This is a genomic window from Rhizobium sp. LC145, assembly GCF_001005825.1.
Taxonomy (GTDB): Bacteria; Pseudomonadota; Alphaproteobacteria; order Rhizobiales; family Rhizobiaceae; genus Neorhizobium.
This window is the reverse complement of record NZ_LBHV01000003.1, coordinates 155,645-180,200: the sequence shown is the minus strand read 5'-3', so window position 1 is coordinate 180,200 and position 24,556 is coordinate 155,645. Positions and strand designations below refer to the sequence as shown.

Sequence of the window (24,556 nt, the reverse complement as noted above, 5' to 3'; positions counted from 1 at the left end):
CACTCCTGCGGCGGCATCATGACGATGCCGCCGCTCGTTTAAGAAGGAAGCCCACATGGCGCACGCGGCCGGAGCCAACCACTTGAGCGGGCTCACAGGAAGCTCCCGCACCATCCTCGCCCATTACCAGAGCCAGGTGCGGACCCGGCGCGTCTATACCCTCGTCTCGATCGTGGTCTTCCTGATCGTGCTCGGCGCCTCGCTCGATTTTGCCAACAACGCCAATTCCGGCAAATTCTTCGAGCGCCTTCCCTATCTGTTCGATTTCATGAAAAGCTTCGTGCCGGACAGTCCGCTGGAGATTTTCCGCGCCATGTTCGACCTGCCGTCGCCCTATGCGGACGGATCGATCAAATACGACTATACCAGCGACCGTATCTGGATCACCGACAGCTTCTACATCCCGAATTTCTTCTATCAGCTGGCGATCACCATCAACATCGCGATCGTCTCGACCATTCTCGGCGCCAGCGGCGCGTTCGTACTCTGCTTTTTCGCCGCATCCAACATGGTAGGGTCGCGGGCGGTGCGGTGGTTCGTCCGCCGCGTGATGGAAATCATGCGCGCCTTCCCGGAAATCGTCGTCGCCGGGCTTCTCGCGGCCATCCTGTCGATCGGCCCGATCTCGGCGATCATCGCCGTCTGGATCCACACCGTCGGCGCGCTCGGGAAACTGTTCTTCGAAGTGGTCGAGAATGCCGACATGAAGCCGGACGAGGGCCTGCGGGCAGCCGGCGCGAGCTGGGTGGAGCGCGTGCGGTTCGCGATCCTGCCGCAGGTGCTGCCGAACTTCGTCTCCTATACGCTGCTCAGAACCGAGATCAACGTGCGCGCCTCGACCATCATCGGCGCGGTCGGCGGCGGCGGCATCGGCGAGGTCTTCAGCCTGTCGATCGGACGCGACCATGCGGCCAAGACCTATGCGATCATTATCCTGCTGCTGATCACCGTCATCTGCGTCGACCAGTTCTCCGCCTGGCTACGCCGCCGGCTGATCGGTCACCAATCCTTCGAATTCGGCCGGGGAGCAGCCTGATGTCATCCGTTCCGACCATCAACGCCGCAGAGCGCGACCGCCTTCTGGCAACCTATCCGCAAGTCTTCCACCGCAGCTTGATGCAGCGCTGGGGCCTGGCCATATCTGCCGCGGTGGTCGTCGTCTACCTCGCCTTCTGCTTCGCGTTCTTCAACGTCATTCCGACATTCGTGAACGGCAACTGGGATCGCGCGTCGATCTATCTGCAGGACTGGTATTCCTGGCGCGCCCAGCCGCGCCTGCGCTTCCAGAACGGTGAGGTCGTGCCGCAGTGGACGAGCCGCGGGCAATATCCGCAAGGGGCGAACATCCCATGGATGCAGCCCATGCCAGATGGTGGCTACACCGTATCCTTCGGCGGCGGTGATCGGCTCGACGTCACCCCCGCCCGCGTCGACATCCATCTCGACGGCAGGTCCTACCCGGTCGAGATAACCTCCGACCAGGCCATCCTCCCGCCCGGCGCACCGGCGGCGATGGAGCAGGACGGCAACAAGGTGATGGTCTATTTCGGTTTCGAGGGCCAGGCGGAAATCCGCTCCAGCCAGGTCTATATCCAGCGGCGTTTCCTCGGCTGGGCGAATTTCTTCTTCGATACGCAATCGCCCTTCTGGGGCCGCAGCCTTCCCGAAGTCGCCGGGCTGATGCTTTCCGGAGAGCGGCTCGATCCCAACCAGTCCAACGCGTCGCTCGCGCTCGACAACTTCCTGAACAATGCGAGCTGGCAGCATGCCGACATTTTCTCGAAGCTGACGCAGACGCTGGTCATGGCCTTTGTCGGCACGCTGTTCGCGACGTTGATCGCCTTCCCGCTCGCCTTCATCGCGGCGCGCAACATTACGCGAAGCCGCCCGGTCAACTGGGGCATGAAGCGCCTCTTCGACTTCCTGCGCTCGATCGACATGCTGATCTGGGCGCTGTTCTTCACCCGCGCCTTCGGCCCCGGACCGATCCCCGGCATCGCGGCGATCTTCTTCACCGACACGGGCGCGCTCGGCAAAGTCTATTCCGAAGCGCTGGAAAACGCAGACGACAAGCAGCGCGAGGGCGTAAAATCCGTCGGCGCCTCTCCCGTCATCGTGCAGCGTTACGGCACCGTGCCGCAGGTCCTGCCGGTCTTCGTGTCCCAATCGCTGTATTTCTGGGAATCGAATACCCGCTCCGCGACTGTCATCGGCGCCGTCGGCGCGGGTGGAATCGGCCTCAAGCTGCTCGAATCGATGAAGACGAACGCCGATTGGGACAAGGTCGCCTATATGGTGCTGCTCATCCTCCTGGTCGTTTTCGTGTTCGACAACGTCTCCAATGCGCTGCGTTCCCGCCTCATCGGAAGAAAGAGCCACTGACAAGCCCGATCCATCATCATTCTGTCATGGAAATCTTTTAGCGCAGAGCCCTGTTCGCCGCATGGCGGGAACGAGCTAAGCTCTCCGCCAACTGCCTCTGATTCCGGAATTCCGCTTTGCGATATGCTCTCTACTTCACGCCCGCCGAACACGATCCGTTGACGGAGGCGGCCAGCCGCTGGCTTGGCCGCAATGCCTTTTCCAGCGCCGAATATCCGGCCCCCGATGATACGGAACTGCCGGCAGGCGAAATCACCCGGCTTACCGCCGATCCGCGACGCTACGGCTTCCATGCGACGCTGAAGGCGCCGTTCGAACTCAAGGATGATGTGAGCGAAGCGGAGCTTATGGGTGCTGTGGAGCGGTTTGCGGCCGAAACCCCGGCTTTCGATATCCCGAGGATCGTGGTCGGCCAGCTCGGCCCTTTCTTCGCGCTGGTACCGGCTAGCCTTCACCCGCCGCTCCAGGATTTCGCTGCCGCCGTGGTGGAGGAGTTCGAACCTTTCCGCGCGCCGCTTTCGCAAGCGGACATCGACCGCCGCAAGCCGGAGAAACTCACCCCTCCGCAGCGGGAAAATCTTAACCGCTGGGGCTATCCATATGTCATGGAGGAATTCCGCTTCCACATGACGCTGACCGGCCCGGTCGAGCCCGAGCTTGCGGGCCCGATGCGCGAGGAACTCGACCGGCGCTTTGCCGCCTTCGCGAACCGGCCACTCCTTGTCGATGGCCTTGCCGTCTTCAGCGAAACCGAACGCGGCGCCCCTTTCACCATCCATAGCCGGCTACCGCTTGCCCCCGCCCTAGAACACAGGAAGACCGCCCCATGAGCGCCGAACTCGTCCTTTCCAATGCCCGCATCGTGCTCGAAGACGATATCGTCTCCGGCTCCGTGCTGATCCGCGACGGCCTCATTGCCGATATCTCCGAGGGCGCCACTCGCACTGGCGAAGATTTCGAGGGCGACTTCCTCATCCCCGGCCTGGTCGAGCTTCATACCGATCACCTGGAGCAGCACTATTCGCCTCGTCCCGGCGTGCGGTGGAACACGATCGCCGCCATCCAGGCGCATGATGCTCAGGTCGCAAGCTCAGGCATCACCACCGTCTTCGACTGCCTGCGGATGGGAGCGGACGAGGACGGCGGCTTCGAGCACGGCGAGATGCGGGCCATGGCGGACGCCATTCAGGAGGCAGAGCGCGAGGACCGGCTGCGCGCGGAACACCTGATCCACCTGCGCTGCGAGGTCTCGGCCGACAACGTGCTGGAGCACTTCGCCGATTTCGAGGACGACCCCTATGTCCGGCTCGTCTCGCTGATGGATCACGCGCCCGGCCAGCGGCAGTTCCAGACCATGGATCAGTACACCCTCTATTACCAGAAGAAGCGGGGCTTGAGCGACGAGGCTTTCGCGCTCTTCGTCGCCCGCCGTCAGGCGGATTCGGCCCGCAATTCCACGCGCCACCGCAATACCATCGCCAAGGTCTGCGCCGAGCGCGGCGTCACGGTCGCAAGCCATGACGATGCCACGCTGGATCACGTGGACGAGGCCATCGGAAACGGCGTGCGGCTTGCGGAATTCCCCACCAGCTTCGAAGCCGCCAAGGCCTCCCACCAGGCTGGCATGAGCGTGCTGATGGGCGCCCCCAATATCGTGCGCGGCAAGTCCCATTCCGGCAATATCGCCGCCCGTGATCTCGCCGGAAAGGGCGTGCTCGACGTGCTCTCCTCCGATTACGTACCGCTCAGCCTGCTGCACGCGCCCTTCGTCCTGGCGGACGAACTGGAAACCATCAGCCTTCCCAAGGCGCTTGCTATGGTCACCTCCACTCCGGCCCGTACCGTCGGCCTCGACGATCGCGGCTGCATCGCTGTCGGCCTGCGCGCCGATGTCGTGCGCGTGCGCCGCGCCAGCGGTGTTCCGGTGGTGCGCGGCGTCTGGCGTGAAGGCCGGCGGGTAGCATGATGCAAACGCTGCCCACGGCGCTTCCCTGCGGCCGCATGGTGGTCGTCGTCGGCCCGAGCGGCGCCGGCAAGGACACGCTGATGGCCTATGCCGCCCGGCATTTCGCAGATTGCGGGGACATCTCCTTTGTTCGCCGGGTTATCACCCGCAGCGCCGATGCCGGCGGGGAGGACCACGAGGGCGTTTCGAACGAAGATTTCGATACGCTCGAGAATGCAGGCGGGTTTGCGGTCTCCTGGGCGGCGCATGGCCTGAAATACGGCATTCCCGCCGAGACACTGGAGGAGGTGGCCCGCGGCCGCCTTCTCGTCGCCAACGGCTCCCGTTCGGCGCTCGGAAAGTTCAAGGTCGCCTTCCCGGCCCTCACCGTCGTAAATATCACGGCGAAACCGGAAGTCCTTGCCGCACGCCTCGAAGCCCGAGGCCGGGAAACGCGCGAAGAGATCCTGAAACGGCTCGAGCGCAGCTCGCTCGCCGTCATTGGCGATTACGACGTCGTGACGATCGACAATAGCGGCGCGCTGGAAGACGCCGGCAAGGCCTTGATTGAGGCGCTTTCCGCCTGCCGGTCCGCAACAGTCCGTTCAGCCTGAGGCGCCGCCGGAACCCGGTGGCACCGATGTTCGCTCGGCTCAGTGCGCCTCGTCCCAGTTGGTGGCTGCACGCGCATCCACCTTGAGCGGCACCTTCATGCCGATCGCGGGCATGGCCGCCTGTTCCATGGTCGAGACGATTACGGGGATTGCCTTCTCGATCTCCTCGTCTTCCACCTCGAAGATCAGTTCGTCATGCACCTGCAGCAACATGCGGGCCGAAAGCCCCGCATTTGCCAGCGCCGGCTCCATCTTCGCCATGGCCCGGCGGATGATATCGGCAGCCGAGCCCTGGATCGGTGCGTTGATCGAGGCGCGTTCGTTGAAGGCCCTCACGGAAGGGTTGGACGAGCGAATATCCGGATAGTGCGCCCTCCGGCCGAAAATGGTTTCGACATAGCCGTTCTCGCGCGCGAAATTCTTGGTGCTCTCCATATAGTCCCGGATGCCGGGGAAGCGCTCGAAATACTTCTTGATGTATTCGCTCGCCTCGGAACGCTCGATCGAGAGCTGGTTAGCCAGACCGAAAGCGGAAATTCCGTAGATGATGCCGAAATTGATCGCCTTGGCCCGACGGCGGACTTCTCCAGGCATGCCTTCCACCGGAACGCCGAACATCTCCGAAGCCGTCATGGCGTGAATATCAACTCCGTCCGCGAAGGCCTGGCGAAGCTGCGGAATATCCGCCACATGGGCCAGCACCCGCAGCTCGATCTGGCTGTAATCGGCCGAAACCAGCTTGCGGCCGGGAGGTGAGATGAAGGCGGTGCGGATCTTCCGGCCCTCGGCCGTGCGCACCGGAATGTTCTGGAGATTCGGCTCCGAGGAAGACAGGCGCCCGGTTGTGGTGGAAGCCAGCGAATAGCAGGTATGGACCCGCTTGGTTTCAGGATGCACATAGCCGGGCAGCGCATCCGTGTATGTGGATTTCAGCTTGGTGAGCTGACGCCAGTCGACGATCTTGCGGGGCAGTTCATGGCCTGTGGCGGCCAGATCCTCCAGAACGCTGGCCGATGTGGACCATTGGCCGGTCTTGGTCTTGGCGCCCCCGGGCAGGCCCATCTTGCCGAATAGGATATCGCCTAGCTGTTTCGGCGAACCGATGGTGAAGCGCTCGCCGGCAAGCTGGTAGATCTCATCCTCGAAGGCTGCCGCTTTCTGGGCCAACTCGCCGGAAAGGCGCGAAAGTATCTGCCGGTCGATCGTGATGCCCCGTTCTTCCATGCGGGCCAGGACCGAAACCATCGGCCGCTCCAGCCGCTCGTAGACGCTGGTGAGCCCCATAGCGGCGAGCTGCGGCTTCAGCACCATCCAGAGCCGCAGCGTCACGTCCGCGTCTTCGGCGGCATAGGCGGTCGCCCTGTCGATATCGACGAGATCGAAGGTGACGCCGGCCTTGCCGCTGCCGGCGACATCCTTGAAGGTGATCGGCTTGTGATTCAGCCACTGTTCCGAAAGAGCATCCATCCCGTGGTTGGCCTTGCCGGCCTCCAGCACATAGGACATCAGCATCGTGTCGTCGTAGCTTTCGACCGTGATGCCGTGACGCTTCATGATGAGGTAGTCGAACTTGAGGTTCTGCGCCACCTTCAGGACGGATGGGTCTTCCATCAGCGGCTTCAGCCGGGCAAGCGCCTCGGCCATGGGGATCTGGTTCTCCGCCAGTCCGCCCCCTAAGAGATCGCCGACGCCCGTCTTGTGGCCAAGCGGGACATAGGCGGCGCGGACATCGAGGCCGGAAGGATTGGCCAGGTTATCCGCCACCGCCAGCGAAAAGCCGACCAGCTCCGCCTGCATCGGGTCCAGCGAATTGGTTTCGGTGTCGAAGGCGACGATCCCGGTTTCCCGTGCTGACCTGATCCAATCGTCGAGAACCGCCGTATCGCGGATCGTCACATAGCAGCTTGGATCGAGCTTGGCCTTGCCGAAAGCCTCGATACGGCCGGCGGCGAAACCTTCGGGCGTCGCTGCTCCGCCTTTTGCCGCAGGCTCCTTGGGCGGACTGGCCGGCGCCTCAGCCGCCGCTTCGCCGGTATCGGCCGGAGCGGCCTCGGCACCGTCGAGATCGGGGCCCCGCGCTGCCTCGCCCCATTCGACCTTTACCACCGCGGGCTCGATCGCGTCCGCGTCGCAATCGCACGCCGCCGCGACGCGCCGCGTCAGCGTGGTGAATTCCATCGTCTTCAAAAAGGCGACCAGCTTCGGGCCGTTCTGGACCTCGAGCATCAGAGCATCGAGCGGCATATCCACCGGCACGTCGGTCGAGAGCGTCACCAGCCGCTTGGAGAGCCGGGCAAGCTCTGCATTGGCGACGATGTTCTCGCGCCGCTTCACCTGCTTGATTTCGCCCGCGCGGGAAAGCAGCGCATCGAGATCGCCGAACTCCTCCAGAAGCTGGGCGGCCGTCTTCGGCCCGATACCGGGGATACCGGGTACGTTATCGACCGAATCGCCGACCAGGGCTTGCAGGTCGATCATCTTTTCCGGCGGCACGCCCCATTTCTCGATAACGTCGGGAATGCCGATCTGCTTGTCCTTCATGCTGTCATACATGTGGACGTTCGGCGTCACGAGCTGCATCAGGTCCTTGTCGGACGAGATGATTGTGACATCCGCGCCGATCGCCTCGGCCTGACGTGCATAGGTAGCGATGATATCGTCGGCCTCGTAGCCCTCGATCTCTATGCAGGGCAGGTTGAAGGCCCGGGTCGCCTCGCGAATCAGGCCGAATTGCGGGATCAGCTCCTCCGGCGGCGCCTGACGGTTGGCCTTGTAGGCATCGTAGATCTCCTTGCGGAAGGTCTTGGCCGAATAATCGAAGATGACCGCGAAATGGCTGGGGGTCACGCCGACCGAGGTATCGCGCGCATCGGTCAGAAGCTTCCACAACATGTTGCAGAAGCCGGAGACCGCGCCCACCGGCAAACCATCCGACTTGCGGGTCAGTGGCGGCAATGCGTGGAAGGCACGGAAAATGAAGCCGGAACCGTCGACAAGGAAGAGATGATCGCCTTTTTTCATGGGCAATGGAATAGCGCGGGCCATTCGTTCCGTCCATGAAAACTTCGCCCGGCGGCAAGCCCTCTCGCACCTTCGTGGCCATCACCGCAACGTTACCGATTTGTAATTCTCGGTTCCCTTGAAAAGCCGCATTGCGCCGCACATCTCTTCATTACCGGCATTGATCACGCCGCAGTCTGGTAGTTGGCCAGTCCCCCGCCGCGCCAGACCGGGCAAAGACCTATCCCCCTCTCCGGGTCTTTGCCCCTTCATCGGAACCGCCATGGCTGTCCCCTCCCGGCCATGGCGGTTTTCCTTTGTTCACCAAACGCAATCACATCGATTCACGGGCGCTCGACGCAGGCTTGGCGAAAGCATGGCGTGCGATATATCGACTTTAGGGGAGGGATGGAGACTGCGATTATGGGATTCGACCGCTCGCATTCGGCGACATATCTCGCCAGCCAGCTCGCAAAGGGTTTTGCACGTTCGCTGCAGAGGCGGTCGACCGACCTCGGCTTCTCTCCAGGTCAGTTTCCGGTGCTTCTAGAACTGTGGAACGAGGATGGGCTCACTCAGAAGCAGCTTCTGGATCGGCTCGAAGTGGAGCAGGCGACGCTTGCCAATACCTTGACGCGCATGGAGCGCGACGGGCTCATCGAGCGGGAGCCTCACCCGAAAGACCGGCGCGCCCAGATCATCATGCTTACCCGGCTTGGCCGCGATCTCGAAGGCAGGGCCGTGGAAGCCGCAGCCGAAGCGGATGCGGCCCTCTTCGCCGGCTTTCGCAGCTTCGAGCGGGAACTGATGATCGAATACATGCGCAGGATCGTCGATAACGCCCGCAAGCCGTGAGGCTCGCCAAGGCAAGATCCGGTCTCGAAACCATGAACTTCTTGGTCTAAGGTCCGGTCGATTCCAAAGACAGGACCCCGCCATGACCGATATTTCCCCCGTCCTTACCCGCGCCGACGAAAACCTGGACAGCAGCCTGGAGCGCCTGTTCGAACTCGTCCGCATCAAATCGATCTCCACCGATCCGGCCTACAAGCCCGATTGCCGCAAGGCGGCGGAGTGGCTGGTAGCCACGCTTTCCAATATCGGCTTTACGGCTTCGGTACGCGATACGGCCGGCCATCCGATGGTCGTCGCCCATCATGCCGGCGCCGCTGAAGACGCTCCTCACGTGCTGTTCTACGGACACTACGACGTGCAGCCCGTGGACCCGATCGAACTTTGGGAGAACGATCCCTTCGCTCCTGCGATCAAGGATCTCGGCGATGGCCGCAAGGTCGTGACGGGCCGCGGCACCTCCGACGACAAGGGCCAGCTCATGACCTTCGTGGAGGCCTGCCGCGCCTATAAGGAGGTGCACGGCAATCTGCCGGTGCGCGTCACCATCCTTTTCGAGGGCGAAGAGGAGTCCGGCTCCCCCTCTCTCAAACCCTTCCTGGAAGCCAACGCCGCCGAACTCAAGGCAGACTATGCATTCGTCTGCGACACCGGCATGTGGGACTCAGATACGCCCGCCATCGCCGCCACGCTGCGTGGCCTCGTGGGTGAGGAAGTCACCATCACCGCCGCCGACCGCGACCTGCATTCCGGCCTGTTCGGAGGCGCTGCCGCCAACCCGATCCACATCCTTGCCGAGATTCTCGCGGGCCTGCATGACGAAACCGGCCGCGTGACGCTCGAAGGTTTCTACGACGGCGTGGAGGAAACGCCCGCCAACATCAAGGCGAGCTGGGAGACGCTCGGCCGCGACGCGACAAGTTTCCTCGGCGAAGTCGGCCTTTCGGTTCCCTCCGGCGAGAAGGGCCGCTCCGTGCTTGAACTCACCTGGGCGCGGCCGACGGCCGAGGTCAACGGGATTACCGGCGGCTATACCGGCGAAGGCTTCAAGACGGTGATCGCCGCCAAGGCCTCCGCAAAGGTCTCCTTCCGGCTCGTCGGCCAGCAGGACCCGGCGAAGATCCGCGACAGCTTCCGCGCCTATGTGCGCTCGAAGCTGCCGGCCGACTGCACGGCCGAGTTCCACGAGCATGGCGGCTCGCCGGCAATCCAGCTCTCCTACGATTCCCCCGTTCTGACCAAGGCGAAGGGCGCGCTTTCGGATGAATGGCCGAAAGCTGCCGTCGTGATCGGCATGGGCGGCTCCATCCCGATCGTCGGCGATTTCCAGAAGATGCTCGGCATGGATTCCCTGCTGGTCGGCTTCGGCCTCGTCGATGACCGCATCCATTCGCCGAACGAGAAATACGACCTCAAATCCTTCCACAAGGGCATCCGCTCCTGGGCGAGGATTCTCGCGGCGCTTGCTGCCTAAACGCAAAAGCCGCCTGAACGCAAAAAGGGCCTGAAGCTTGACGCTTCAGGCCCTTGAAAACAAAAAGGCCGGGCAAGCCCGACCTTTCCACTCCTGCTTGTCGGTGCCAGTACATCCGTGGTCACACTAAACAGGACAGGCAATTCCGGCGCGGCCGATTATCGATCTTGAAGACCGCTGCGGCTCTGCAGTCATCGTCTCGCCTGCTGGTTAACATCCCGTTAACACGGATATGAGAACCGCCGCGAAACGGCGCGGTTTCCCGCATTTGCTTCCACTGCACCGGAATGCCGTTGAGGGATAGATGGGAAGCCTCAAGCCCAATTGCAAGGGATGATAAAAAAAGGCCGGACAAAGCCGGCCTTTCCGATCATCCAAAAGGATGAGTCTCAGGCAGCCTGGAGGTGGTCTGCAGAAGCCTTGCCCGAACGCTTGTCGGTGACGAGCTCGTAGGAGACCTTCTGACCGTCCTGGAGCTGGCCGAGGCCTGCGCGCTCGACGGCGGAGATATGGACGAATACGTCCTTGGAACCATCATCCGGCTGGATGAAGCCGTAACCCTTGGTGGCGTTGAACCATTTTACAGTACCGGTGGCCATTTCGATGCCTTTCTCTTGCAAACGTGAGCCGATGTTTTTCCGCGAGATCGCGAAAATATGTTGATGTCGAATTTGCAGGAGAGATCGTCGCAGGTGGCTTGAGGCCGAAATGCTGGCTGTCAAACAAATATCGATTATTCGCCTTTAGGACCGCGGCTTATCCGCGTCAAGGCTGGCCGCCCGCCTGCCGTTTCGGAAACAGGCGCCCGAAATAACAGAAAACCCGGCGCGGGAGGAGGTGCGCCGGGTTTCTGAAACTGACTGACAACCGGGAGGAGGAGGTGTTGTCAGTCCCGTCGAGAGGCGCTGGGAGGAGGAGTGCGCCCTTCGATGCTTGTAAATATATCCAGGGTTCGCTCAAAAAACAGACACGATATCGCAGTGCAGCATTGCGCAAATCGCATATCTCCTCCTTCTCTTGCCTCAGGCGTGCTCTGCGGCTTATCTTCCCGAACCATGAGCCTCGAATCCGTCCGTGCCTTCTTCGCCGCCCACGCACCCGATATTCCGGTCGTCGTCACCGAGGAAAGCTCGGCGACGGTCGCGCTCGCCGCCCTTGCGCATGGCGTGGCGCCCGAGCAGATCGCCAAGACGATCTGCGTTCGCGCCGGAGATCAGACGGCGCTGGTCGTGATGGCCGGAACGAGCCGCCTCGACAATCGCAAGTTCCGCGACCGGTTCGGCGCCAAGCCCCGCATGCTGGCGGGCGAAGAAGTGACTGAAATTACCAGCCATCCGATCGGCGGTGTGTGCCCATTCGGGCTCACCTCGCCGCTGCCCATCTATTGCGACGTCTCGCTGCAGCGGTTTGCGGAGGTCGTCCCGGCCGCTGGCGCCACCAACGCCGCGGTGCGCATCAACCCGCAGCGCATGGCGGAACTGACCGGTGCCATCTGGATCGATGTCGGCCAGGACCCCTTGCCCGAGGCCGTTGCGGCTCAATAGTAGCGGCGATACCAGGCCTGCTTGCTCTCGGCCGAAGCCGTCGCCACAGCATATCCTATGACAAAGCCGATCGCCCCGATCAGCGTGAACAGCGTGGTCGTGGCCGCCGGATGTTCGCGGATGGTGCCGGCCACCGAGCTCGCTTCCCCGGCCACGTAGCCGGCGGCGCTGCTGGCGCGTTCGGCGACCTGCTCATAGGCCGCGCCGGTTTTTTCCGCGAGCGTTTCGCGCAAGGACGCGATTTCGGTGCGCAGCGTGGCAATCTCGCGATTCACATCCGGCCCCACCTCTCGATCGAAAGATGGATTTTCGGGCTTACCGGGCGTTTTCAGGTTTCTGATGGGTTCTGCCATGCCGGCCTCCTTGGATTGTCAGGAAGACCGATGAACTTTCAAAGACCGCATAGGTTCCGGGAAACGTAGATTTCAGCGGTTCTCGGCCAGGATCTGCGCGAGTGCCTCCAGCTTCTCGCGATCGCCCAACCCCTTTTGGAGGGTGTGGACGAGGATGATCGCCAGCGCCTCCCCGTCGGCACTTGCCTTGTCGATCTGGTGCTGGGCGCAGGTCTCGTCGAATACTTGCTGCAGCAAGGTTAACTGATCCGGACTGACCGGATTGCGGATCGTCGTCTGCATCGGCATTGTCAACCTCCCGATCACCCCGCCCGTCCCCCGTGAACGGACTTGCGTAACCTTGGCGATGCGCCGCCTCGACCGGTCGGCGGGATCGCTTCGCGCATCCCTACGCCCGCCAGCGAGAATTGCGCTTCCTGTCTCCGTATCCCACATGACACGGCACAGGCCGGCTTTCGACGAATCGCGAAAGCCGTGAACTGGAATCGAGACTGGGATTCTATGGTTTTTTCGTGGCGCACAAATGCTTGCCGCTACATACGGAGCTTTGGCCGGAGCTTTGGCGTCACGGCCTGCGGCACATCCGCAGACCGGCTTCGGTCGTCACCGGTGGCGTGAGGTGGAGGAGGTTCCGCAGAGGTAGCCAAGCACAAAGCCGAGGACCCCGACGAATGCCACCGCCGAACCGCTCGCGGCCGGATGATCGGCCGCATGGGCCGCGACCATTTCGGCTTCGTCCTTCACATGACGCGCCGCGCCTTTTGCCTTCGCGACAACACCTGTCTCCTCCGTCACATCGCCGGTAAAGCCCGCACCGAGAGTTCTTCTTGCCATGCTTCTGCCTCCCTTTTTCTAGCAAGGACAACTTGGAGATGGCGCAAGAGGTTCCGCGCCGATCCACGGACGGGCGGACGGAGTTGCGCAGGAAATATGGGAAGAGAACCCGAAAGATCGCGACAAGCCTCGTAAAAACCGCGCCGGTCATGGCAGCCGGCGCGGTTTGCAGCGATTATTCGGTTGCCGGAGCTTCCTTGGCGGCCTCGTCGCGCTTCAGAACCATTGCCTGTTCGTTGCGCACTTCTTCCGCCTTAGTGATGCTGGCGGTGGTGAGATTCTTGTCGACCTCTTTCGAAGCCGTCACATGACCTGCGCAATCCGCAAGCGCCATGGACGACGTCAGGCCGAGAGTTGCTGCGATTACGAGAAATGTCTTCATGTCATTCTCCTTCGCTTTCGGTTGCGAGGGGAAAGTAACCCGCGGCCGGGTAAATCCGAAATCACGAATTCGCGCCCTTGCGGCATCGGTCCGAAAATCAAAATCGACTTTCGGAAAGCAGGATGCGTGAATTCAATAAGTTAGAGCGGCTTTCATGCGCCCGGGCGAACGCCTGACGCTTCCGGGACTGGAACTTCTGCAACCAGTTCCGCGCTCAAGCGTTAGGAATGGCGGGCTGGTAGAGGATGGAGAGCGAAATGAAGAAAATTATCGCCATGGCCTGCGTTAGTCTTTCCCTTGCAGCATGCACCGCCACGGAGCGCGGCGCAGGTATCGGCGCTGCCACGGGTGCCGTCGTCGGCGGCGTGGCCACGGGCAATGTTCGAGGCGCAGCGGTAGGTGCGGCCATCGGCGGCGTAGGAGGCGCCCTGATCGGCAACGTCGCCGACCAGCCGGGCCGCTGCTACTATCGCGACCGCAACGGCAACCGCTACATCGACCGGTGCTGAACGGCACCATCCGAAACCCGCCCGGCGGCCGGCTCTGCCGGCCGTCCTGGCGGCATCAGCTTCGACAGCATGTCACGGTCGATGAAGACATCCGTTTCGCCTGCTTCAAAGGCGGGATGGCTGAATTCGACCGCCGGCTCCTTGGGCATCCTCAATGCCTGCCCGACATTCATCAGCCCGACCGGCACGCATCCGTCCTTCTTCCTGATCACAGCTTCCACGATCTTGTTCATCGGCTTCTCTCCTGGAGCCTCATAACAAGCCATCATGGATTTTGTTCGCGGGAAACACGCACAGGAGAGAAGAAGAGGCCGGCAAGCGCGCGACCTGGTTCAATCGGTGAGAAAGCCGTGGACGGAACCTAATGGGCGCTCCAGCACTTCTCCCCCGAAAATCCGGAGGTTACCCAAAATGTCAGATCAACTGCCGATGTTCATCCTGCAGTCGCTGGTCGTCTTCACACTCGTAGGAGCCTTGTTCATACGCGCCTGACGAGATTTCAGTTAGGCCGAAACAGATCCAACGGAAGCTGGATGCCCTTCGGCACCGTGGGGCGTCGAAGGTTTGCAATCTGCACGCGCTGGAAGGTCTCGCGCCGGCGCCGCTCATCCGCCTCCCGCGCTGCTCGCGCCGCCGCGACTGCCGCCATGGCGCGTTCGATTACCTGTTCGGTCCTGGTCATCGCCATCTCCACTTCAATATGTTCTCTTTTTGTTCTCATGTTTCCCGCCGAAAGTCAAGGCCTTCTGCGATCGTGACCAGCCTGATAACAAGGGCTTGAAGATGCTCGTTTTTCGCGATTTGGCCTTTTAACCCCCCTTTAAATTGCCGCATTTAGACTCCAGCGAGAGCCTGGGCGACGAATGCGAGACAGAGCCGGTCATCGGGACGGGCGGGAACCAAGGAGGCGGGCCGGTTCATCATGGCGGCCAGAGGCAGATCAGGGCAGCGGATAGAACCCTCCTTCGACGGTGAAGACCACAAGGACGAGGATGAGTTCCGCCTCGAAGCCGAGGACAGGGTCGCCGGCGCAAGAGGCGCGGCGAAGCGTGCGCCGAAACCCGCCAAATCCACATCTGGGCGCAAGCCCCGCGGGAAGCCCGCCTCGCGGCGTAGCGGCGGCTTTTTCGGATCGCTGCGCTCGCTCGTCTACTGGTGCATCGTGCTCGGCATCTGGGCCGGCATCGGCGTCGGCGGCATCGTGCTCTATTACGGCGCGCAGATGCCCGCCGCCAGCAGCTGGTCCATCCCCGACCGTCCGCCGAACATCAAGATCACGGCCATCGACGGCTCCGTCATCGCCAATCGCGGCGCCACCGGCGGCGAGGCCTTGTCGCTCGAGGAAATGTCGCCCTTCATTCCCCAAGCCGTCATGGCCATCGAGGACCGCCGGTTCTATTACCATTTCGGCGTCGATCCGTTCGGGCTCGCACGCGCGTTTGTCAACAACCTGACCGGCCAGCCGATCCAGGGCGGCTCGACGATCACCCAGCAGCTCGCCAAAAACCTCTTCCTGTCGCCGGAGCGCACTTTCGAGCGCAAGATCCAGGAAGTGCTGCTCTCCTTCTGGCTGGAGCACAAGTTCACCAAGGACCAGATCCTCGCCATGTATCTCAACCGCGTGTTCTTCGGCTCCAATGCCTACGGGGTCGAGGCGGCGTCGCGGCGCTATTTCAACAAATCGGCGCGTGAGGTGAACCTCGGCGAGGCCGCCCTGCTCGCCGGCCTCCTCAAGGCTCCTTCCCGCCTGTCTCCCGCACGCGATCCCGCGGCCGCCGAAGCCCGCGCCCAGGTCGTGCTCGGAGCCATGGAGGAGGAAGGCTATATCACCGCCGACGAGATCAAGACGGCGATGTCGCAGCCGCCCACCAAGGCACGCTCCTACTGGTCCGGCGCGGAGCACTATGCCGCCGATATGGCGATGGACGAGGTGAAATCGCTGATCGGCGAGATCAAGAGCGATGTGACGGTCGAGACTACCATCGATCTCAGGCTGGAGCGGGAAGCCGAAAAGGCGCTTACCGACGTGCTCGACAAGAACGGCGCCAAGCTCAACGCCTCGCAGGCGGGCCTGGTCGCCATAGACGCCACGGGCGCGATCCGCGCGCTGGTCGGCGGCCGGGATTACGCAGAGAGCCAGTTCAACCGGGCAACGAAGGCGCGGCGCCAGCCGGGTTCCGCCTTCAAGCCCTTCGTCTATGCCGCAGCGCTGGAGGCCGGCATCCGGCCGGATTCCGTCCGCAACGACGCGCCGGTCCGGATCGGTAACTGGACGCCCTCAAACTACGACGAGAAATATCGCGGCGAGGTGACGCTTTCCTCCGCCTTCGCTCAGTCGCTGAACACCATCGCGGCCCAGCTCGTCATGGAAGTCGGTCCCGAGGAAGTGGTGAGCCTCGCCCATCGGCTCGGCGTCGAATCCGATCTTCAGGCGAATGCCTCGATCGCGCTCGGCACCTCCGAAGTCTCCCTGGTGGAGCTCACAGCGGCCTATGCGCCCTTCATGAACGGCGGCTACAAGGCGACTCCGCATGTGGTCAAGCGCATCTTGGATGCCGACGGCAATGTCCTTTACGAAAGCGACTATGCCAATCCGCCCCGGGTGCTGAGCGAGGCGATCGCCGCCACCATGAACAATATGATGGCGCGCGTCATCGCCGAAGGCACCGGCAAGGCCGCCCGCATTCCCGGCTGGCAGGCGGCAGGCAAGACCGGCACGACCCAGTCCTTCCGCGACGCGCTCTTCGTCGGCTATACCAGCACGCTGACCACCGGCGTCTGGTTCGGCAACGACGACGGCGCCTACATGAAGAAGGTCACCGGCGGCGGGCTTCCGGCGCGCGCCTGGCAGGAATTCATGACGGCGGCGATGAAGGGCTACACGCCGACCCCGCTCTTCGGCAGCCATGGCGGCTATGACCTGCCACCCGCCTCCCCGCAGGCGCCCTCCGACCCGACGACCATCGGCGATATCATTTCCGGCGTGTTTTCCGGCGGCCGCCATCAGGACGAATATCCGCCGGCTCCCGCGCCGGCCGACAGTTCCTATCGGGACGTCGCTCCACCGTCCGACCTGCCGGTGCGCGATTATCGCGACTATCGCGGGCCCTATGACGCGTCCGGCCCCGTACCCCCGGCGGATGTCGGCGGCGGGCCCATCCCGCCCGGCGAGGTGGGCGGTTCCGGCTCCGGGCGCGACCCGCCGCAGACCACGCTCCTCGACCTCATCATGGGACGCTGAAAACGCCGCCTTCGAGGAGTTCCGCAAACCGTTATTTTTGCTAGGCTACGGGCGATTTCCTGCCTTGCAGTCGGAAAATCCCGTCCTTATATACGCCGCATGACCGCAGCCGATGCTGCGAAATCCTAAGAAGACCATCCCAGTCGAGGGACTGTCAGCGGAATGCCTATCGGGGTTCCGACGGTTCGCTTAAAGGAGAGAGAAGAAATGGCTAAAGTAATTGGCATCGACCTCGGTACCACCAATTCCTGCGTCGCCATCATGGACGGCAAGGACGCAAAGGTGATCGAGAACGCCGAAGGCGCGCGCACCACGCCCTCCATGGTCGCATTTTCCGAGGACGGCGAACGCCTCGTCGGCCAGCCGGCCAAGCGCCAGGCGGTCACCAACCCCACCAATACCCTGTTTGCCGTGAAGCGCCTCATCGGCCGCCGCTACGAAGATCCGACCGTCGAGAAGGACAAGGGCCTTGTTCCGTTCGAGATCGTCAAGGGCGACAATGGCGATGCCTGGGTGAAGGCGCACGACAAGTCCTATTCCCCCTCCCAGATTTCCGCGATGGTCCTTCAGAAGATGAAGGAAACCGCCGAATCCTATCTCGGCGAGAAGGTCGAGAAGGCCGTCATCACGGTTCCGGCCTACTTCAACGACGCGCAACGCCAGGCAACCAAGGATGCCGGCAAGATCGCAGGTCTTGAAGTCCTTCGCATCATCAACGAGCCGACTGCGGCAGCACTTGCCTACGGTCTCGACAAGAAGGACGGCAAGACGATCGCCGTCTACGACCTTGGCGGCGGCACCTTCGATATCTCGGTTCTGGAAATCGGCGACGGCGTCTTCGAAGTGAAGTCCACCAACGGCGACACTTTCCTCGGCGGTGAAGACTTCGACATGCGTCTCGTCGAATATCTCGCCAACGAGTTCAAGAAGGACCAGGGTATCGACCTCAAGAACGACAAGCTTGCCCTCCAGCGCCTCAAGGAAGCTGCTGAAAAGGCCAAGATCGAGCTTTCGTCCTCGCAGCAGACCGAGATCAACCTGCCGTTCATCACGGCCGATGCTTCCGGTCCGAAGCACCTGACGATGAAGCTGACCCGCGCCAAGTTCGAAAGCCTGGTCGATGATCTCGTCCAGCGCACCGTCGCGCCCTGCAAGGCCGCGCTGAAGGATGCCGGCGTCACCGCAGGCGAAATCGACGAAGTCGTGCTGGTCGGCGGCATGAGCCGCATGCCGAAGGTCCAGGAAGTCGTCAAGCAGCTGTTCGGCAAGGAGCCGCACAAGGGCGTCAACCCGGATGAAGTGGTCGCCATGGGCGCCGCGATCCAGGCCGGCGTTCTGCAGGGCGACGTCAAGGACGTGCTGCTGCTCGATGTGACCCCGCTCTCGCTCGGTATCGAAACGCTCGGCGGCGTCTTCACCCGCCTGATCGATCGCAACACCACGATCCCGACCAAGAAGTCCCAGGTCTTCTCGACCGCAGACGACAACCAGTCGGCCGTGACGATCCGTGTTTCCCAGGGCGAACGCGAAATGGCTGCCGACAACAAGCTGCTCGGCCAGTTTGATCTCGTCGGTCTGCCTCCGGCGCCGCGCGGCGTGCCGCAGATCGAAGTCACCTTCGATATCGACGCCAACGGCATCGTCCAGGTTTCGGCCAAGGACAAGGGCACCGGCAAGGAACAGCAGATCCGCATCCAGGCCTCGGGCGGTCTTTCCGACGCCGAGATCGAGAAGATGGTCAAGGACGCCGAAGCCAATGCCGAGGCCGACAAGCAGCGCCGTGCCGGCGTCGAAGCCAAGAACCAGGCCGAAAGCCTGATCCATTCGAGCGAGAAGTCGCTCAAGGATTACGGCGACAAGGTTTCCGAGACCGACCGCAAGGCGATCGAGGATGCCATCGCCTCGCTCAAGACCGCCGTCGAAGCTTCCGAACCGAATGCCGACGACATCCAGGCCAAGACACAGACCCTCATGGAAGTTTCCATGAAGCTTGGCCAGGCGATCTACGAGGCACAGCAGGCCGAGAACGCCGATGCTTCCGAGGAAGGCAAGCAGAATGACGACGGCGTCGTCGATGCCGACTACGAAGAAATCAAGGACGACAAGAAGTCGGCTTGACGAAAGCCGCCCTCTTGGCGGACCTTCGATCGTCGACTTAGAAATCCGGCTGCCATCGTGCAGCCGGAATCCTTTCCGGAGCCGTTACCTCCATGGCAAAAGCAGATTTTTACGAAACTCTTGGTGTCGGCAGGTCGGCTGACGAGAAGGAGCTGAAAAGCGCCTTCCGCAAGCTCGCGATGAAGTACCACCCGGACAAGAACCCGGGCGACCATGAGGCCGAGAAGAAGTTCAAGGAGATCAACGAGGCCTACGAGACCTTGAAGGATCCCCAGAAGCGCGCGGCCTACGACCGTTACGGCCACGCCGCCTTCGAGCATGGCGGCATGGGCGGCGCCGGCATGGGCGGCGGTTTCGGGCCCGGCGGCTTCTCGGATATTTTCGAGGACATCTTCGGCGAAATGATGGGCGGCGGGCGCGCACGCCGTTCTTCCGGCGGGCGGGAACGCGGCGCCGACCTTCGCTACAATATGGAAATCACGCTCGAAGAGGCCTTCAGCGGCAAGACGGCGCAGATCCGGGTTCCGACCTCGATCACCTGCGACGTCTGTTCGGGCTCGGGCGCCAAGCCCGGCACGCAACCGAAGACCTGCGGCACCTGTCAGGGTAGCGGCCGGGTTCGCGCCAGCCAGGGCTTCTTCTCGGTGGAACGCACCTGCCCCACCTGTCACGGCCGCGGCCAGATCATTCCCGATCCTTGCGTGAAGTGCCACGGCCAGGGCCGTATCGCCGAGGAGCGCTCGCTTTCGGTCAACATTCCGGCCGGCATCGAGGACGGCACCCGCATCCGCCTGCAGGGCGAAGGCGAAGCCGGCGCGCGCGGCGGCCCGGCTGGCGATCTCTACATCTTCCTGTCGGTGAAACCGCACCAGTTCTTCCAGCGCGACGGCGCGGATCTCTATTGCACCGTGCCGATCTCCATGACGACGGCAGCACTTGGCGGCACCTTCGACGTGGCGACCCTCGACGGAACGAAATCCCGAGTCACCGTGCCGGAAGGTACGCAGGCCGGCAAGCAGTTCCGTCTCAAGGGCAAGGGCATGCCGGTGCTCCGCTCCAGCCAGACGGGCGATCTCTACATCCAGATCCAGATCGAGACGCCGCAGAAGCTCACCAAGCGGCAGCGCGAACTCCTGCAGGAATTCGAGCAGATTTCGTCGAAGGAGAACAATCCCGAATCCACCGGCTTCTTTGCCCGGATGAAGGAATTCTTCGAGGGGTGAGCTGCGACGGCGTCAGCCGGCAAAACGCTCCGGTGGAGCGTTTTGAGCAGCGAACGCCCGGAGCCAAAGCGACGGGCCGGTAAAGCGTCGAGCTTGCCGCTGGCCCTCTTTGCGCCGCCGTCATCCTCGGGCTTGTCCCGAGGATCTAAGCCGCCCAATAGCAAGCCCGAGCCCGCCGAACCGTGGTTAGATCCTCGGGACAAGCCCGAGGATGACGCGAACAGCGAATCTTGCGACGGCGTTTTTCCCAACCCCTTCAGAACCTATCGCGGCTGCCGCTTCGCGGATCGTCCATCACCTTATGCGGCTCGTAGATGCCGGTGCGCGCTCTTCAACGCGCCTACCGCGGCTTCGGCGCCACGAACCAGCCGAAATGCTTCTGGATGACCGGCGAGATGCCGAAGACGATGGCAGAGACCATCAGCGGCGCGATGACAAGCGTTCTCTGCCAGAGCGCCCAGCCCTCCGTCAGAGGCATGACGACGTAGAGCAGCGCGGTGATCAGCGGATAGACGGCGACGATCAAGAGAGAAGCCAGTCGAAACTTCGACGGAGCGGAGCGAGTTGCTGCAGCAACTGGAGCGGCTTGTGGAGTGATGGTGGTCATTTCTCTCTCCATTGAAACGATACGTTTCGTATATAATGAAACGCAACGTTTCGTTCAAGGGAAAAATACGGTATGACGGCGGAAGGAGCGAAAGGACCAACGACATGGCTGTGAAGGAAGCGATCGGGCGCCGCACCTCGATCGGCGCACAACGCAATCCCGCCAGCGAGGAAGCCATTCTCAAGGCTGCCGAGGAGATCCTGGTCGAAAGCGGGCTCAGCGCCTTCTCGATCGAGGCCGTCGCCAAGCGCGCCAAGGCCGGCAAGCCCACCATCTATCGCTGGTGGCCTTCGAAAGCGGTCCTCCTGCTGGATGTCTATCATCGCCAGAAGACGGTGCCGATATCCGATACGGGTAACGTCGCGGAAGATATATTCCTCTTCCTGACCGCTCTTTTTCAGCACTGGCGGCAGACCGGAAGCGGCGCGATCTTCCGCTCGGTTATCGCCGAGGCACAGTCGGACGCTGCTGCTGCGGAAGCGCTTGCAGCCTATGCGGCCGGCCGGCGCAAATATATCGGCGAGATTTTCCGCCGCGCCCAGGCGCGGAAGGAGGTGGCGGGGTGGGCCGATCCCGAGCTTCTGGCGGAAATGGTTTCGAGCCTTGCCTGGAACCGGCTGCTCACCAACCGGCTCGATCCGGACCCGGAGGACCTGCGCCTCTTCGCCCGCCAATTGACCGAGGGTATCCGCGCCTGAAGGCGTATCAGAAATGCGGCGGCTTGGTAATCGGCGGGGCTTCCAGGGAAGCCTCCTCCAGCGAGAGGAACCGCTCCGTCAGCCGGTCGAGCTTGGCGCGGACCTGCTCGATCACCTTCCATTGCTCGGCGAGCTGATCGGAAAGTTCCTCGATCGTCTTCGCCTGATGCGCGACGGTCTCTTCGAGACGGGTAATGCGTTCGTCGTCAGCGGACAATTGGGCTAGGCTCCTCTGGTGCTTCCAATTCCATCCAAACCTTCTTTATCGAAGTGCCGTGACTTTGGGCACCCCTGCTCCGCTCTCTTTCGTCATCTTCGGGCCTCGCCCTCGGGTTTAACCCGAGGGCGGCCCGAGGATGAGCCGGGGATCGGCCTATGAGCGCTTCGCCTTCTCGCAAACGACACGTCTTGCGGGGATAAAACCACCACCTCATCCTAATCGCATCAATCACTTGTCACTTTTCTCATCCCCGCCCTCTCCAACCATGCCTACAATCGTCCCGCTTCCGTCGCCGGAGTGTTTCGCGAGACGTTCGCGGGCAGGCGGGGGCCGGCGCCCTCATCGGAACCGTAACGTGCGGGAAAGGTGAGGGGGGTGAAAGCCATGGGAGACGCGCCGAAAGGCAAACCCTCCCTATCAAGCCTTCCCCTGGCCGCCAGGCCAGGTTCGGTTGAGCCGTGCAAGTGGCCTGAAAGGGCCGCGCAGCGAGGCGAGGCTTTTCACCTGTAGGGGCCGGAAGCCCCTAGAGAACGCCGAAGGCCACGCGAATGCGGAGCCACTGAACTAAACAATTGCGAGGTTCCGCATTCGTGTGGGCTCTCCGAAGAAAAAGGCAGGCCGGTCCGCCGGGAAAGGAAACCAGGACCGAACACGGGAGCCGGAACCGGCCGCGTGAACGAAACCGCGCGCCATATCGTGCCGGAAAGAAGATCAGGGAGAAAGGAACGATGCCGAAAAGCGAAGAGGAATGGCGCCGCATCATCGAAGAAGAGAACAGGCAGCTCTATCTTCCATGGATGACCTTGGGTGAATTCAGCGCGCTATCCGAACGTCAGAAATCCCGCGAACGCCAGAAATTCACCCAATATGTCACGACCTATCTCGGCTTCTGGAAAACCTGCAACCTTTCATCCTGCCGCCGGGCCAAAGCCTGCAAGGGCTTTCTCACCGAGGCGCAATATCGAGCCGAGCCGAGTTACCATAATAGCTTTCCGCCCTGTGTCGGCCCTCGCGGGGCACGCCAGCCGGAGGTGCTGGCGGGCATGAGGCAGCTTGGTGGCAGGAAGGAGGACGACGAGCCCAAATATGATGGCAGGCGAAGGATGGATGCGGAGTGATGATAGGTGGTGGGGTAGAAACGCGGTGTGCGCTATTTTGCATGGAGTATGAGGCAGCGCGGCATGTCTAACCCTCCCCCTTGTGGGGAGGGTGGCCGGCAGGCGGGAGGGGTCTTTGAGACCAGCAAAAGATCCCCTCCCCAACCCCTCCCCACAAGGGGGAGGGGCTCCACGCGAGGTCGCAGCCCTCACCCCGTCCGGAGGCCCCGGATAAGGCGTAATCACATGCGAGCGGGCCACCCCGAATAAACACCCAGCCTTGCCTTCCTCGCCTATAACCCTTAGCTCCTGTTCAACGAAGAACGCGATTCCCATGGCGCAGAAGGTTTCCCTTTCCCGGCTCAAGCTCACCGACTTCCGCAACTACGCGGAAGCCGCGCTCGCGCTCGACGGGCGGCATGTGGTGCTGACCGGCGAGAACGGCGCGGGCAAGACCAACCTGCTCGAGGCCGTTTCCTTCCTGTCGCCCGGCCGGGGCTTGCGCCGCGCCGTTCTTGCCGATGTCACGCGTGTCGGCGCCGCCGGCGGCTTTTCCATCTTCGCCGATGTCGAGGGCATGGAAGGCGAGGTGTCGATCGGCACGGGTATCGAAGCCGGCGAAGGCGAGGCCGTTACCCGCAAGCTCCGCGTCAACGGCACGCCGGCGAAATCCACCGAGGAGCTTTCCGACCACCTGAGCGTGCTCTGGCTGACGCCGGCGATGGATGGGCTGTTCACGGGCCCCTCCTCCGACCGGCGGCGCTTTCTCGACCGGCTGGTGCTCTCGCTCGATCCCGCCCATGGGCGGCGCGCTGCCGATTTCGAGCGAACCATGCGCAGCCGCAACCGGCTGCTTTCGGAAGGCCGGTTCGATCCTGCCTGGCTTTCCGCCATCGAAGCGCAGATGGCGGGGCTCGGCATTGCCATGGCCGCTGCCCGCAACGAGATGCTCGGGCTGCTCAGGACGCTCTCCGCAGCCTCCGGCGAGACGCCTTTCCCCTCCCCCGTCCTTTCTCTTCAGGGCTTCATGGATGGGGCCGGCGATAAGCCCGCCGCCGAGCTCGAGGACGACTATCTTTCCATGTTGCGCGAGAACCGCTACCGGGATGCCGCCGCGGGCCGCACGCTCGAAGGACCGCACCGCTCGGACCTTCTGGTGCGTCACCGCGAAAAGGACATGGAGGCCGAGCGTTGCTCGACGGGCGAGCAGAAGGCGCTGCTGATCGGCCTCGTCCTGGCGCATGCCCGGCTTACAGCCAACATGACCGGCTTTGCACCGGTCCTGCTGCTTGACGAGATCGCCGCGCATCTCGACGAAGGGCGGCGGGCAGCGCTTTTCGATCTGGTTCACGACCTCGGGGGCCAATCCTTCATGACCGGCACGGACAAGGCCATGTTCGCCGCGCTTGCGGATCGCGCGCAATTCTTCACGGTCTCGCATGGGGCCGTCACATCCTGAGTTA

General features: G+C 62.6%; 25 protein-coding genes. 15 read left to right on the top strand and 10 right to left on the bottom strand.

The window, feature by feature from the left end:
- Positions 1-55 precede the first annotated feature (55 nt).
- The 5 genes from phnE (YH62_RS09165) (at position 56) to phnN (ending at position 4,941) form a co-directional block, all read left to right on the top strand.
- A complete protein-coding gene (gene phnE / locus YH62_RS09165) occupies positions 56-1,036 on the top strand; it encodes a phosphonate ABC transporter, permease protein PhnE (protein WP_046793899.1) in 981 nt (326 codons plus the stop codon).
- Positions 1,036-2,382 carry a phosphonate ABC transporter, permease protein PhnE gene (phnE, locus tag YH62_RS09160; RefSeq protein ID WP_046793898.1) on the top strand — a complete coding sequence of 449 codons (1,347 nt, stop codon included), beginning with the start codon at positions 1,036-1,038 and terminating at the stop codon, positions 2,380-2,382. The genes phnE (YH62_RS09165) and phnE (YH62_RS09160) overlap by 1 nt, the downstream gene beginning before the upstream one ends.
- 116 nt (positions 2,383-2,498) lie before the next feature.
- Positions 2,499-3,212, top strand: a complete 714-nt coding sequence (locus tag YH62_RS09155; RefSeq protein WP_046793897.1) for a DUF1045 domain-containing protein — start codon at positions 2,499-2,501, stop codon at positions 3,210-3,212.
- The gene (locus YH62_RS09150; protein ID WP_046793896.1) at positions 3,209-4,348 is read left to right on the top strand and encodes an alpha-D-ribose 1-methylphosphonate 5-triphosphate diphosphatase; all 1,140 of its coding nucleotides are present in this window, start codon (positions 3,209-3,211) and stop codon (positions 4,346-4,348) included. The genes YH62_RS09155 and YH62_RS09150 overlap by 4 nt, the downstream gene beginning before the upstream one ends.
- Positions 4,345-4,941, top strand: coding sequence for a phosphonate metabolism protein/1,5-bisphosphokinase (PRPP-forming) PhnN (gene phnN, locus YH62_RS09145; RefSeq protein WP_046793895.1), 597 nt, complete (start codon positions 4,345-4,347; stop codon positions 4,939-4,941). The genes YH62_RS09150 and phnN overlap by 4 nt, the downstream gene beginning before the upstream one ends.
- Positions 4,942-4,980: 39 nt before the next feature.
- Here the strand turns inward: phnN and polA are convergent, their stop codons facing one another.
- Positions 4,981-7,962 carry a DNA polymerase I gene (gene polA / locus YH62_RS09140; RefSeq protein WP_046793894.1) on the bottom strand — a complete coding sequence of 994 codons (2,982 nt, stop codon included), beginning with the start codon at positions 7,960-7,962 and terminating at the stop codon, positions 4,981-4,983.
- A gap of 402 nt (positions 7,963-8,364) precedes the next feature.
- Here polA and YH62_RS09130 point away from each other — a divergent pair, with 402 nt between their 5' ends.
- Positions 8,365-8,796, top strand: a complete 432-nt coding sequence (locus YH62_RS09130) for a MarR family transcriptional regulator (RefSeq protein ID WP_046793892.1) — start codon at positions 8,365-8,367, stop codon at positions 8,794-8,796.
- Between the two features lie 82 nt (positions 8,797-8,878).
- Positions 8,879-10,267, top strand: a complete 1,389-nt coding sequence (locus YH62_RS09125; RefSeq protein WP_046793891.1) for a dipeptidase — start codon at positions 8,879-8,881, stop codon at positions 10,265-10,267.
- Positions 10,268-10,656: 389 nt separating this feature from the next.
- Here the strand turns inward: YH62_RS09125 and YH62_RS09120 are convergent, their stop codons facing one another.
- Entirely contained in the window at positions 10,657-10,866 is a 210-nt protein-coding gene (locus tag YH62_RS09120; protein ID WP_046794308.1) for a cold-shock protein, read from the bottom strand.
- A 456-nt stretch (positions 10,867-11,322) separates the two neighbouring features.
- On the opposite strand from YH62_RS09120, the gene YH62_RS09115 reads away from it, so the two are divergent.
- Positions 11,323-11,811: a YbaK/EbsC family protein gene (locus tag YH62_RS09115; protein WP_046793890.1), complete on the top strand. Its 489-nt coding sequence runs from the start codon at positions 11,323-11,325 to the stop codon at positions 11,809-11,811.
- Here the strand turns inward: YH62_RS09115 and YH62_RS09110 are convergent.
- From YH62_RS09110 to YH62_RS09095, 4 genes are all read right to left on the bottom strand, one after another.
- Positions 11,805-12,164 (bottom strand): hypothetical protein, encoded by a 360-nt coding sequence (locus YH62_RS09110; protein WP_046793889.1) that lies wholly within the window; start codon positions 12,162-12,164, stop codon positions 11,805-11,807. The genes YH62_RS09115 and YH62_RS09110 overlap by 7 nt on opposite strands.
- 72 nt (positions 12,165-12,236) lie before the next feature.
- A complete protein-coding gene (locus YH62_RS09105) occupies positions 12,237-12,452 on the bottom strand; it encodes a hypothetical protein (RefSeq protein ID WP_046793888.1) in 216 nt (71 codons plus the stop codon).
- Positions 12,453-12,767: 315 nt separating this feature from the next.
- Positions 12,768-12,998 (bottom strand): hypothetical protein, encoded by a 231-nt coding sequence (locus YH62_RS09100; RefSeq protein WP_046793887.1) that lies wholly within the window; start codon positions 12,996-12,998, stop codon positions 12,768-12,770.
- Between the two features lie 175 nt (positions 12,999-13,173).
- The gene (locus YH62_RS09095) at positions 13,174-13,380 is read right to left on the bottom strand and encodes a hypothetical protein (protein ID WP_046793886.1); all 207 of its coding nucleotides are present in this window, start codon (positions 13,378-13,380) and stop codon (positions 13,174-13,176) included.
- A gap of 257 nt (positions 13,381-13,637) precedes the next feature.
- Between YH62_RS09095 and YH62_RS09090 the strand changes: the two genes are divergently transcribed.
- Positions 13,638-13,889 carry a glycine zipper domain-containing protein gene (locus YH62_RS09090; RefSeq protein WP_046793885.1) on the top strand — a complete coding sequence of 84 codons (252 nt, stop codon included), beginning with the start codon at positions 13,638-13,640 and terminating at the stop codon, positions 13,887-13,889.
- On the opposite strand, the gene YH62_RS09085 is transcribed toward YH62_RS09090, so the two are convergent.
- Both YH62_RS09085 and YH62_RS09080 read right to left on the bottom strand, forming a co-directional pair.
- Positions 13,871-14,122 carry a hypothetical protein gene (locus tag YH62_RS09085; RefSeq protein WP_137326579.1) on the bottom strand — a complete coding sequence of 84 codons (252 nt, stop codon included), beginning with the start codon at positions 14,120-14,122 and terminating at the stop codon, positions 13,871-13,873. The genes YH62_RS09090 and YH62_RS09085 overlap by 19 nt on opposite strands.
- 266 nt (positions 14,123-14,388) lie before the next feature.
- Positions 14,389-14,571, bottom strand: a complete 183-nt coding sequence (locus YH62_RS09080) for a hypothetical protein (RefSeq protein ID WP_046793884.1) — start codon at positions 14,569-14,571, stop codon at positions 14,389-14,391.
- A gap of 240 nt (positions 14,572-14,811) precedes the next feature.
- Between YH62_RS09080 and YH62_RS09075 the strand changes: the two genes are divergently transcribed.
- From YH62_RS09075 to dnaJ, 3 genes are all read left to right on the top strand, one after another.
- Positions 14,812-17,130 (top strand): transglycosylase domain-containing protein, encoded by a 2,319-nt coding sequence (locus tag YH62_RS09075; protein ID WP_046793883.1) that lies wholly within the window; start codon positions 14,812-14,814, stop codon positions 17,128-17,130.
- Positions 17,131-17,337: 207 nt separating this feature from the next.
- Positions 17,338-19,248 (top strand): molecular chaperone DnaK, encoded by a 1,911-nt coding sequence (gene dnaK / locus YH62_RS09070; protein ID WP_046793882.1) that lies wholly within the window; start codon positions 17,338-17,340, stop codon positions 19,246-19,248.
- A gap of 92 nt (positions 19,249-19,340) precedes the next feature.
- Entirely contained in the window at positions 19,341-20,471 is a 1,131-nt protein-coding gene (gene dnaJ, locus YH62_RS09065; RefSeq protein ID WP_046793881.1) for a molecular chaperone DnaJ, read from the top strand.
- A gap of 340 nt (positions 20,472-20,811) precedes the next feature.
- On the opposite strand, the gene YH62_RS09060 is transcribed toward dnaJ, so the two are convergent.
- On the bottom strand, positions 20,812-21,078 hold the full coding sequence (locus YH62_RS09060) for a hypothetical protein (protein WP_046793880.1): 267 nt from the start codon (positions 21,076-21,078) through the stop codon (positions 20,812-20,814).
- 104 nt (positions 21,079-21,182) lie between these two features.
- On the opposite strand from YH62_RS09060, the gene YH62_RS09055 reads away from it, so the two are divergent.
- The gene (locus tag YH62_RS09055) at positions 21,183-21,776 is read left to right on the top strand and encodes a TetR/AcrR family transcriptional regulator (RefSeq protein ID WP_046794306.1); all 594 of its coding nucleotides are present in this window, start codon (positions 21,183-21,185) and stop codon (positions 21,774-21,776) included.
- 7 nt (positions 21,777-21,783) lie between these two features.
- Here the strand turns inward: YH62_RS09055 and YH62_RS09050 are convergent, their stop codons facing one another.
- Positions 21,784-21,993 (bottom strand): SlyX family protein, encoded by a 210-nt coding sequence (locus YH62_RS09050; protein ID WP_046793879.1) that lies wholly within the window; start codon positions 21,991-21,993, stop codon positions 21,784-21,786.
- A 731-nt stretch (positions 21,994-22,724) separates the two neighbouring features.
- Between YH62_RS09050 and YH62_RS09045 the strand changes: the two genes are divergently transcribed.
- Both YH62_RS09045 and recF read left to right on the top strand, forming a co-directional pair.
- The gene (locus YH62_RS09045; RefSeq protein ID WP_046793878.1) at positions 22,725-23,114 is read left to right on the top strand and encodes a hypothetical protein; all 390 of its coding nucleotides are present in this window, start codon (positions 22,725-22,727) and stop codon (positions 23,112-23,114) included.
- 313 nt (positions 23,115-23,427) lie between these two features.
- Positions 23,428-24,552 (top strand): DNA replication/repair protein RecF, encoded by a 1,125-nt coding sequence (gene recF, locus YH62_RS09040; protein WP_046793877.1) that lies wholly within the window; start codon positions 23,428-23,430, stop codon positions 24,550-24,552.
- The last annotated feature ends 4 nt before the right edge of the window (positions 24,553-24,556 follow it).

Excerpts from the sequence above, each read along its gene's own strand:
- phnE (WP_046793899.1), top strand. The coding sequence starts at position 56 with ATGGCGCACGCGGCCGGAGCCAACCACTTGAGCGGGCTCACAGGAAGC.
- phnE (WP_046793898.1), top strand. The coding sequence starts at position 1,036 with ATGTCATCCGTTCCGACCATCAACGCCGCAGAGCGCGACCGCCTTCTG.
- YH62_RS09150 (WP_046793896.1), top strand. The coding sequence starts at position 3,209 with ATGAGCGCCGAACTCGTCCTTTCCAATGCCCGCATCGTGCTCGAAGAC.
- phnN (WP_046793895.1), top strand. The coding sequence starts at position 4,345 with ATGATGCAAACGCTGCCCACGGCGCTTCCCTGCGGCCGCATGGTGGTC.
- polA (WP_046793894.1), bottom strand. The coding sequence starts at position 7,962 with ATGAAAAAAGGCGATCATCTCTTCCTTGTCGACGGTTCCGGCTTCATT.
- YH62_RS09130 (WP_046793892.1), top strand. The coding sequence starts at position 8,365 with ATGGGATTCGACCGCTCGCATTCGGCGACATATCTCGCCAGCCAGCTC.
- YH62_RS09125 (WP_046793891.1), top strand. The coding sequence starts at position 8,879 with ATGACCGATATTTCCCCCGTCCTTACCCGCGCCGACGAAAACCTGGAC.
- YH62_RS09120 (WP_046794308.1), bottom strand. The coding sequence starts at position 10,866 with ATGGCCACCGGTACTGTAAAATGGTTCAACGCCACCAAGGGTTACGGC.
- YH62_RS09115 (WP_046793890.1), top strand. The coding sequence starts at position 11,323 with ATGAGCCTCGAATCCGTCCGTGCCTTCTTCGCCGCCCACGCACCCGAT.
- YH62_RS09110 (WP_046793889.1), bottom strand. The coding sequence starts at position 12,164 with ATGGCAGAACCCATCAGAAACCTGAAAACGCCCGGTAAGCCCGAAAAT.
- YH62_RS09105 (WP_046793888.1), bottom strand. The coding sequence starts at position 12,452 with ATGCCGATGCAGACGACGATCCGCAATCCGGTCAGTCCGGATCAGTTA.
- YH62_RS09100 (WP_046793887.1), bottom strand. The coding sequence starts at position 12,998 with ATGGCAAGAAGAACTCTCGGTGCGGGCTTTACCGGCGATGTGACGGAG.
- YH62_RS09095 (WP_046793886.1), bottom strand. The coding sequence starts at position 13,380 with ATGAAGACATTTCTCGTAATCGCAGCAACTCTCGGCCTGACGTCGTCC.
- YH62_RS09090 (WP_046793885.1), top strand. The coding sequence starts at position 13,638 with ATGAAGAAAATTATCGCCATGGCCTGCGTTAGTCTTTCCCTTGCAGCA.
- YH62_RS09085 (WP_137326579.1), bottom strand. The coding sequence starts at position 14,122 with ATGAACAAGATCGTGGAAGCTGTGATCAGGAAGAAGGACGGATGCGTG.
- YH62_RS09080 (WP_046793884.1), bottom strand. The coding sequence starts at position 14,571 with ATGACCAGGACCGAACAGGTAATCGAACGCGCCATGGCGGCAGTCGCG.
- YH62_RS09075 (WP_046793883.1), top strand. The coding sequence starts at position 14,812 with ATGGCGGCCAGAGGCAGATCAGGGCAGCGGATAGAACCCTCCTTCGAC.
- dnaK (WP_046793882.1), top strand. The coding sequence starts at position 17,338 with ATGGCTAAAGTAATTGGCATCGACCTCGGTACCACCAATTCCTGCGTC.
- dnaJ (WP_046793881.1), top strand. The coding sequence starts at position 19,341 with ATGGCAAAAGCAGATTTTTACGAAACTCTTGGTGTCGGCAGGTCGGCT.
- YH62_RS09060 (WP_046793880.1), bottom strand. The coding sequence starts at position 21,078 with ATGACCACCATCACTCCACAAGCCGCTCCAGTTGCTGCAGCAACTCGC.
- YH62_RS09055 (WP_046794306.1), top strand. The coding sequence starts at position 21,183 with ATGGCTGTGAAGGAAGCGATCGGGCGCCGCACCTCGATCGGCGCACAA.
- YH62_RS09045 (WP_046793878.1), top strand. The coding sequence starts at position 22,725 with ATGCCGAAAAGCGAAGAGGAATGGCGCCGCATCATCGAAGAAGAGAAC.
- recF (WP_046793877.1), top strand. The coding sequence starts at position 23,428 with ATGGCGCAGAAGGTTTCCCTTTCCCGGCTCAAGCTCACCGACTTCCGC.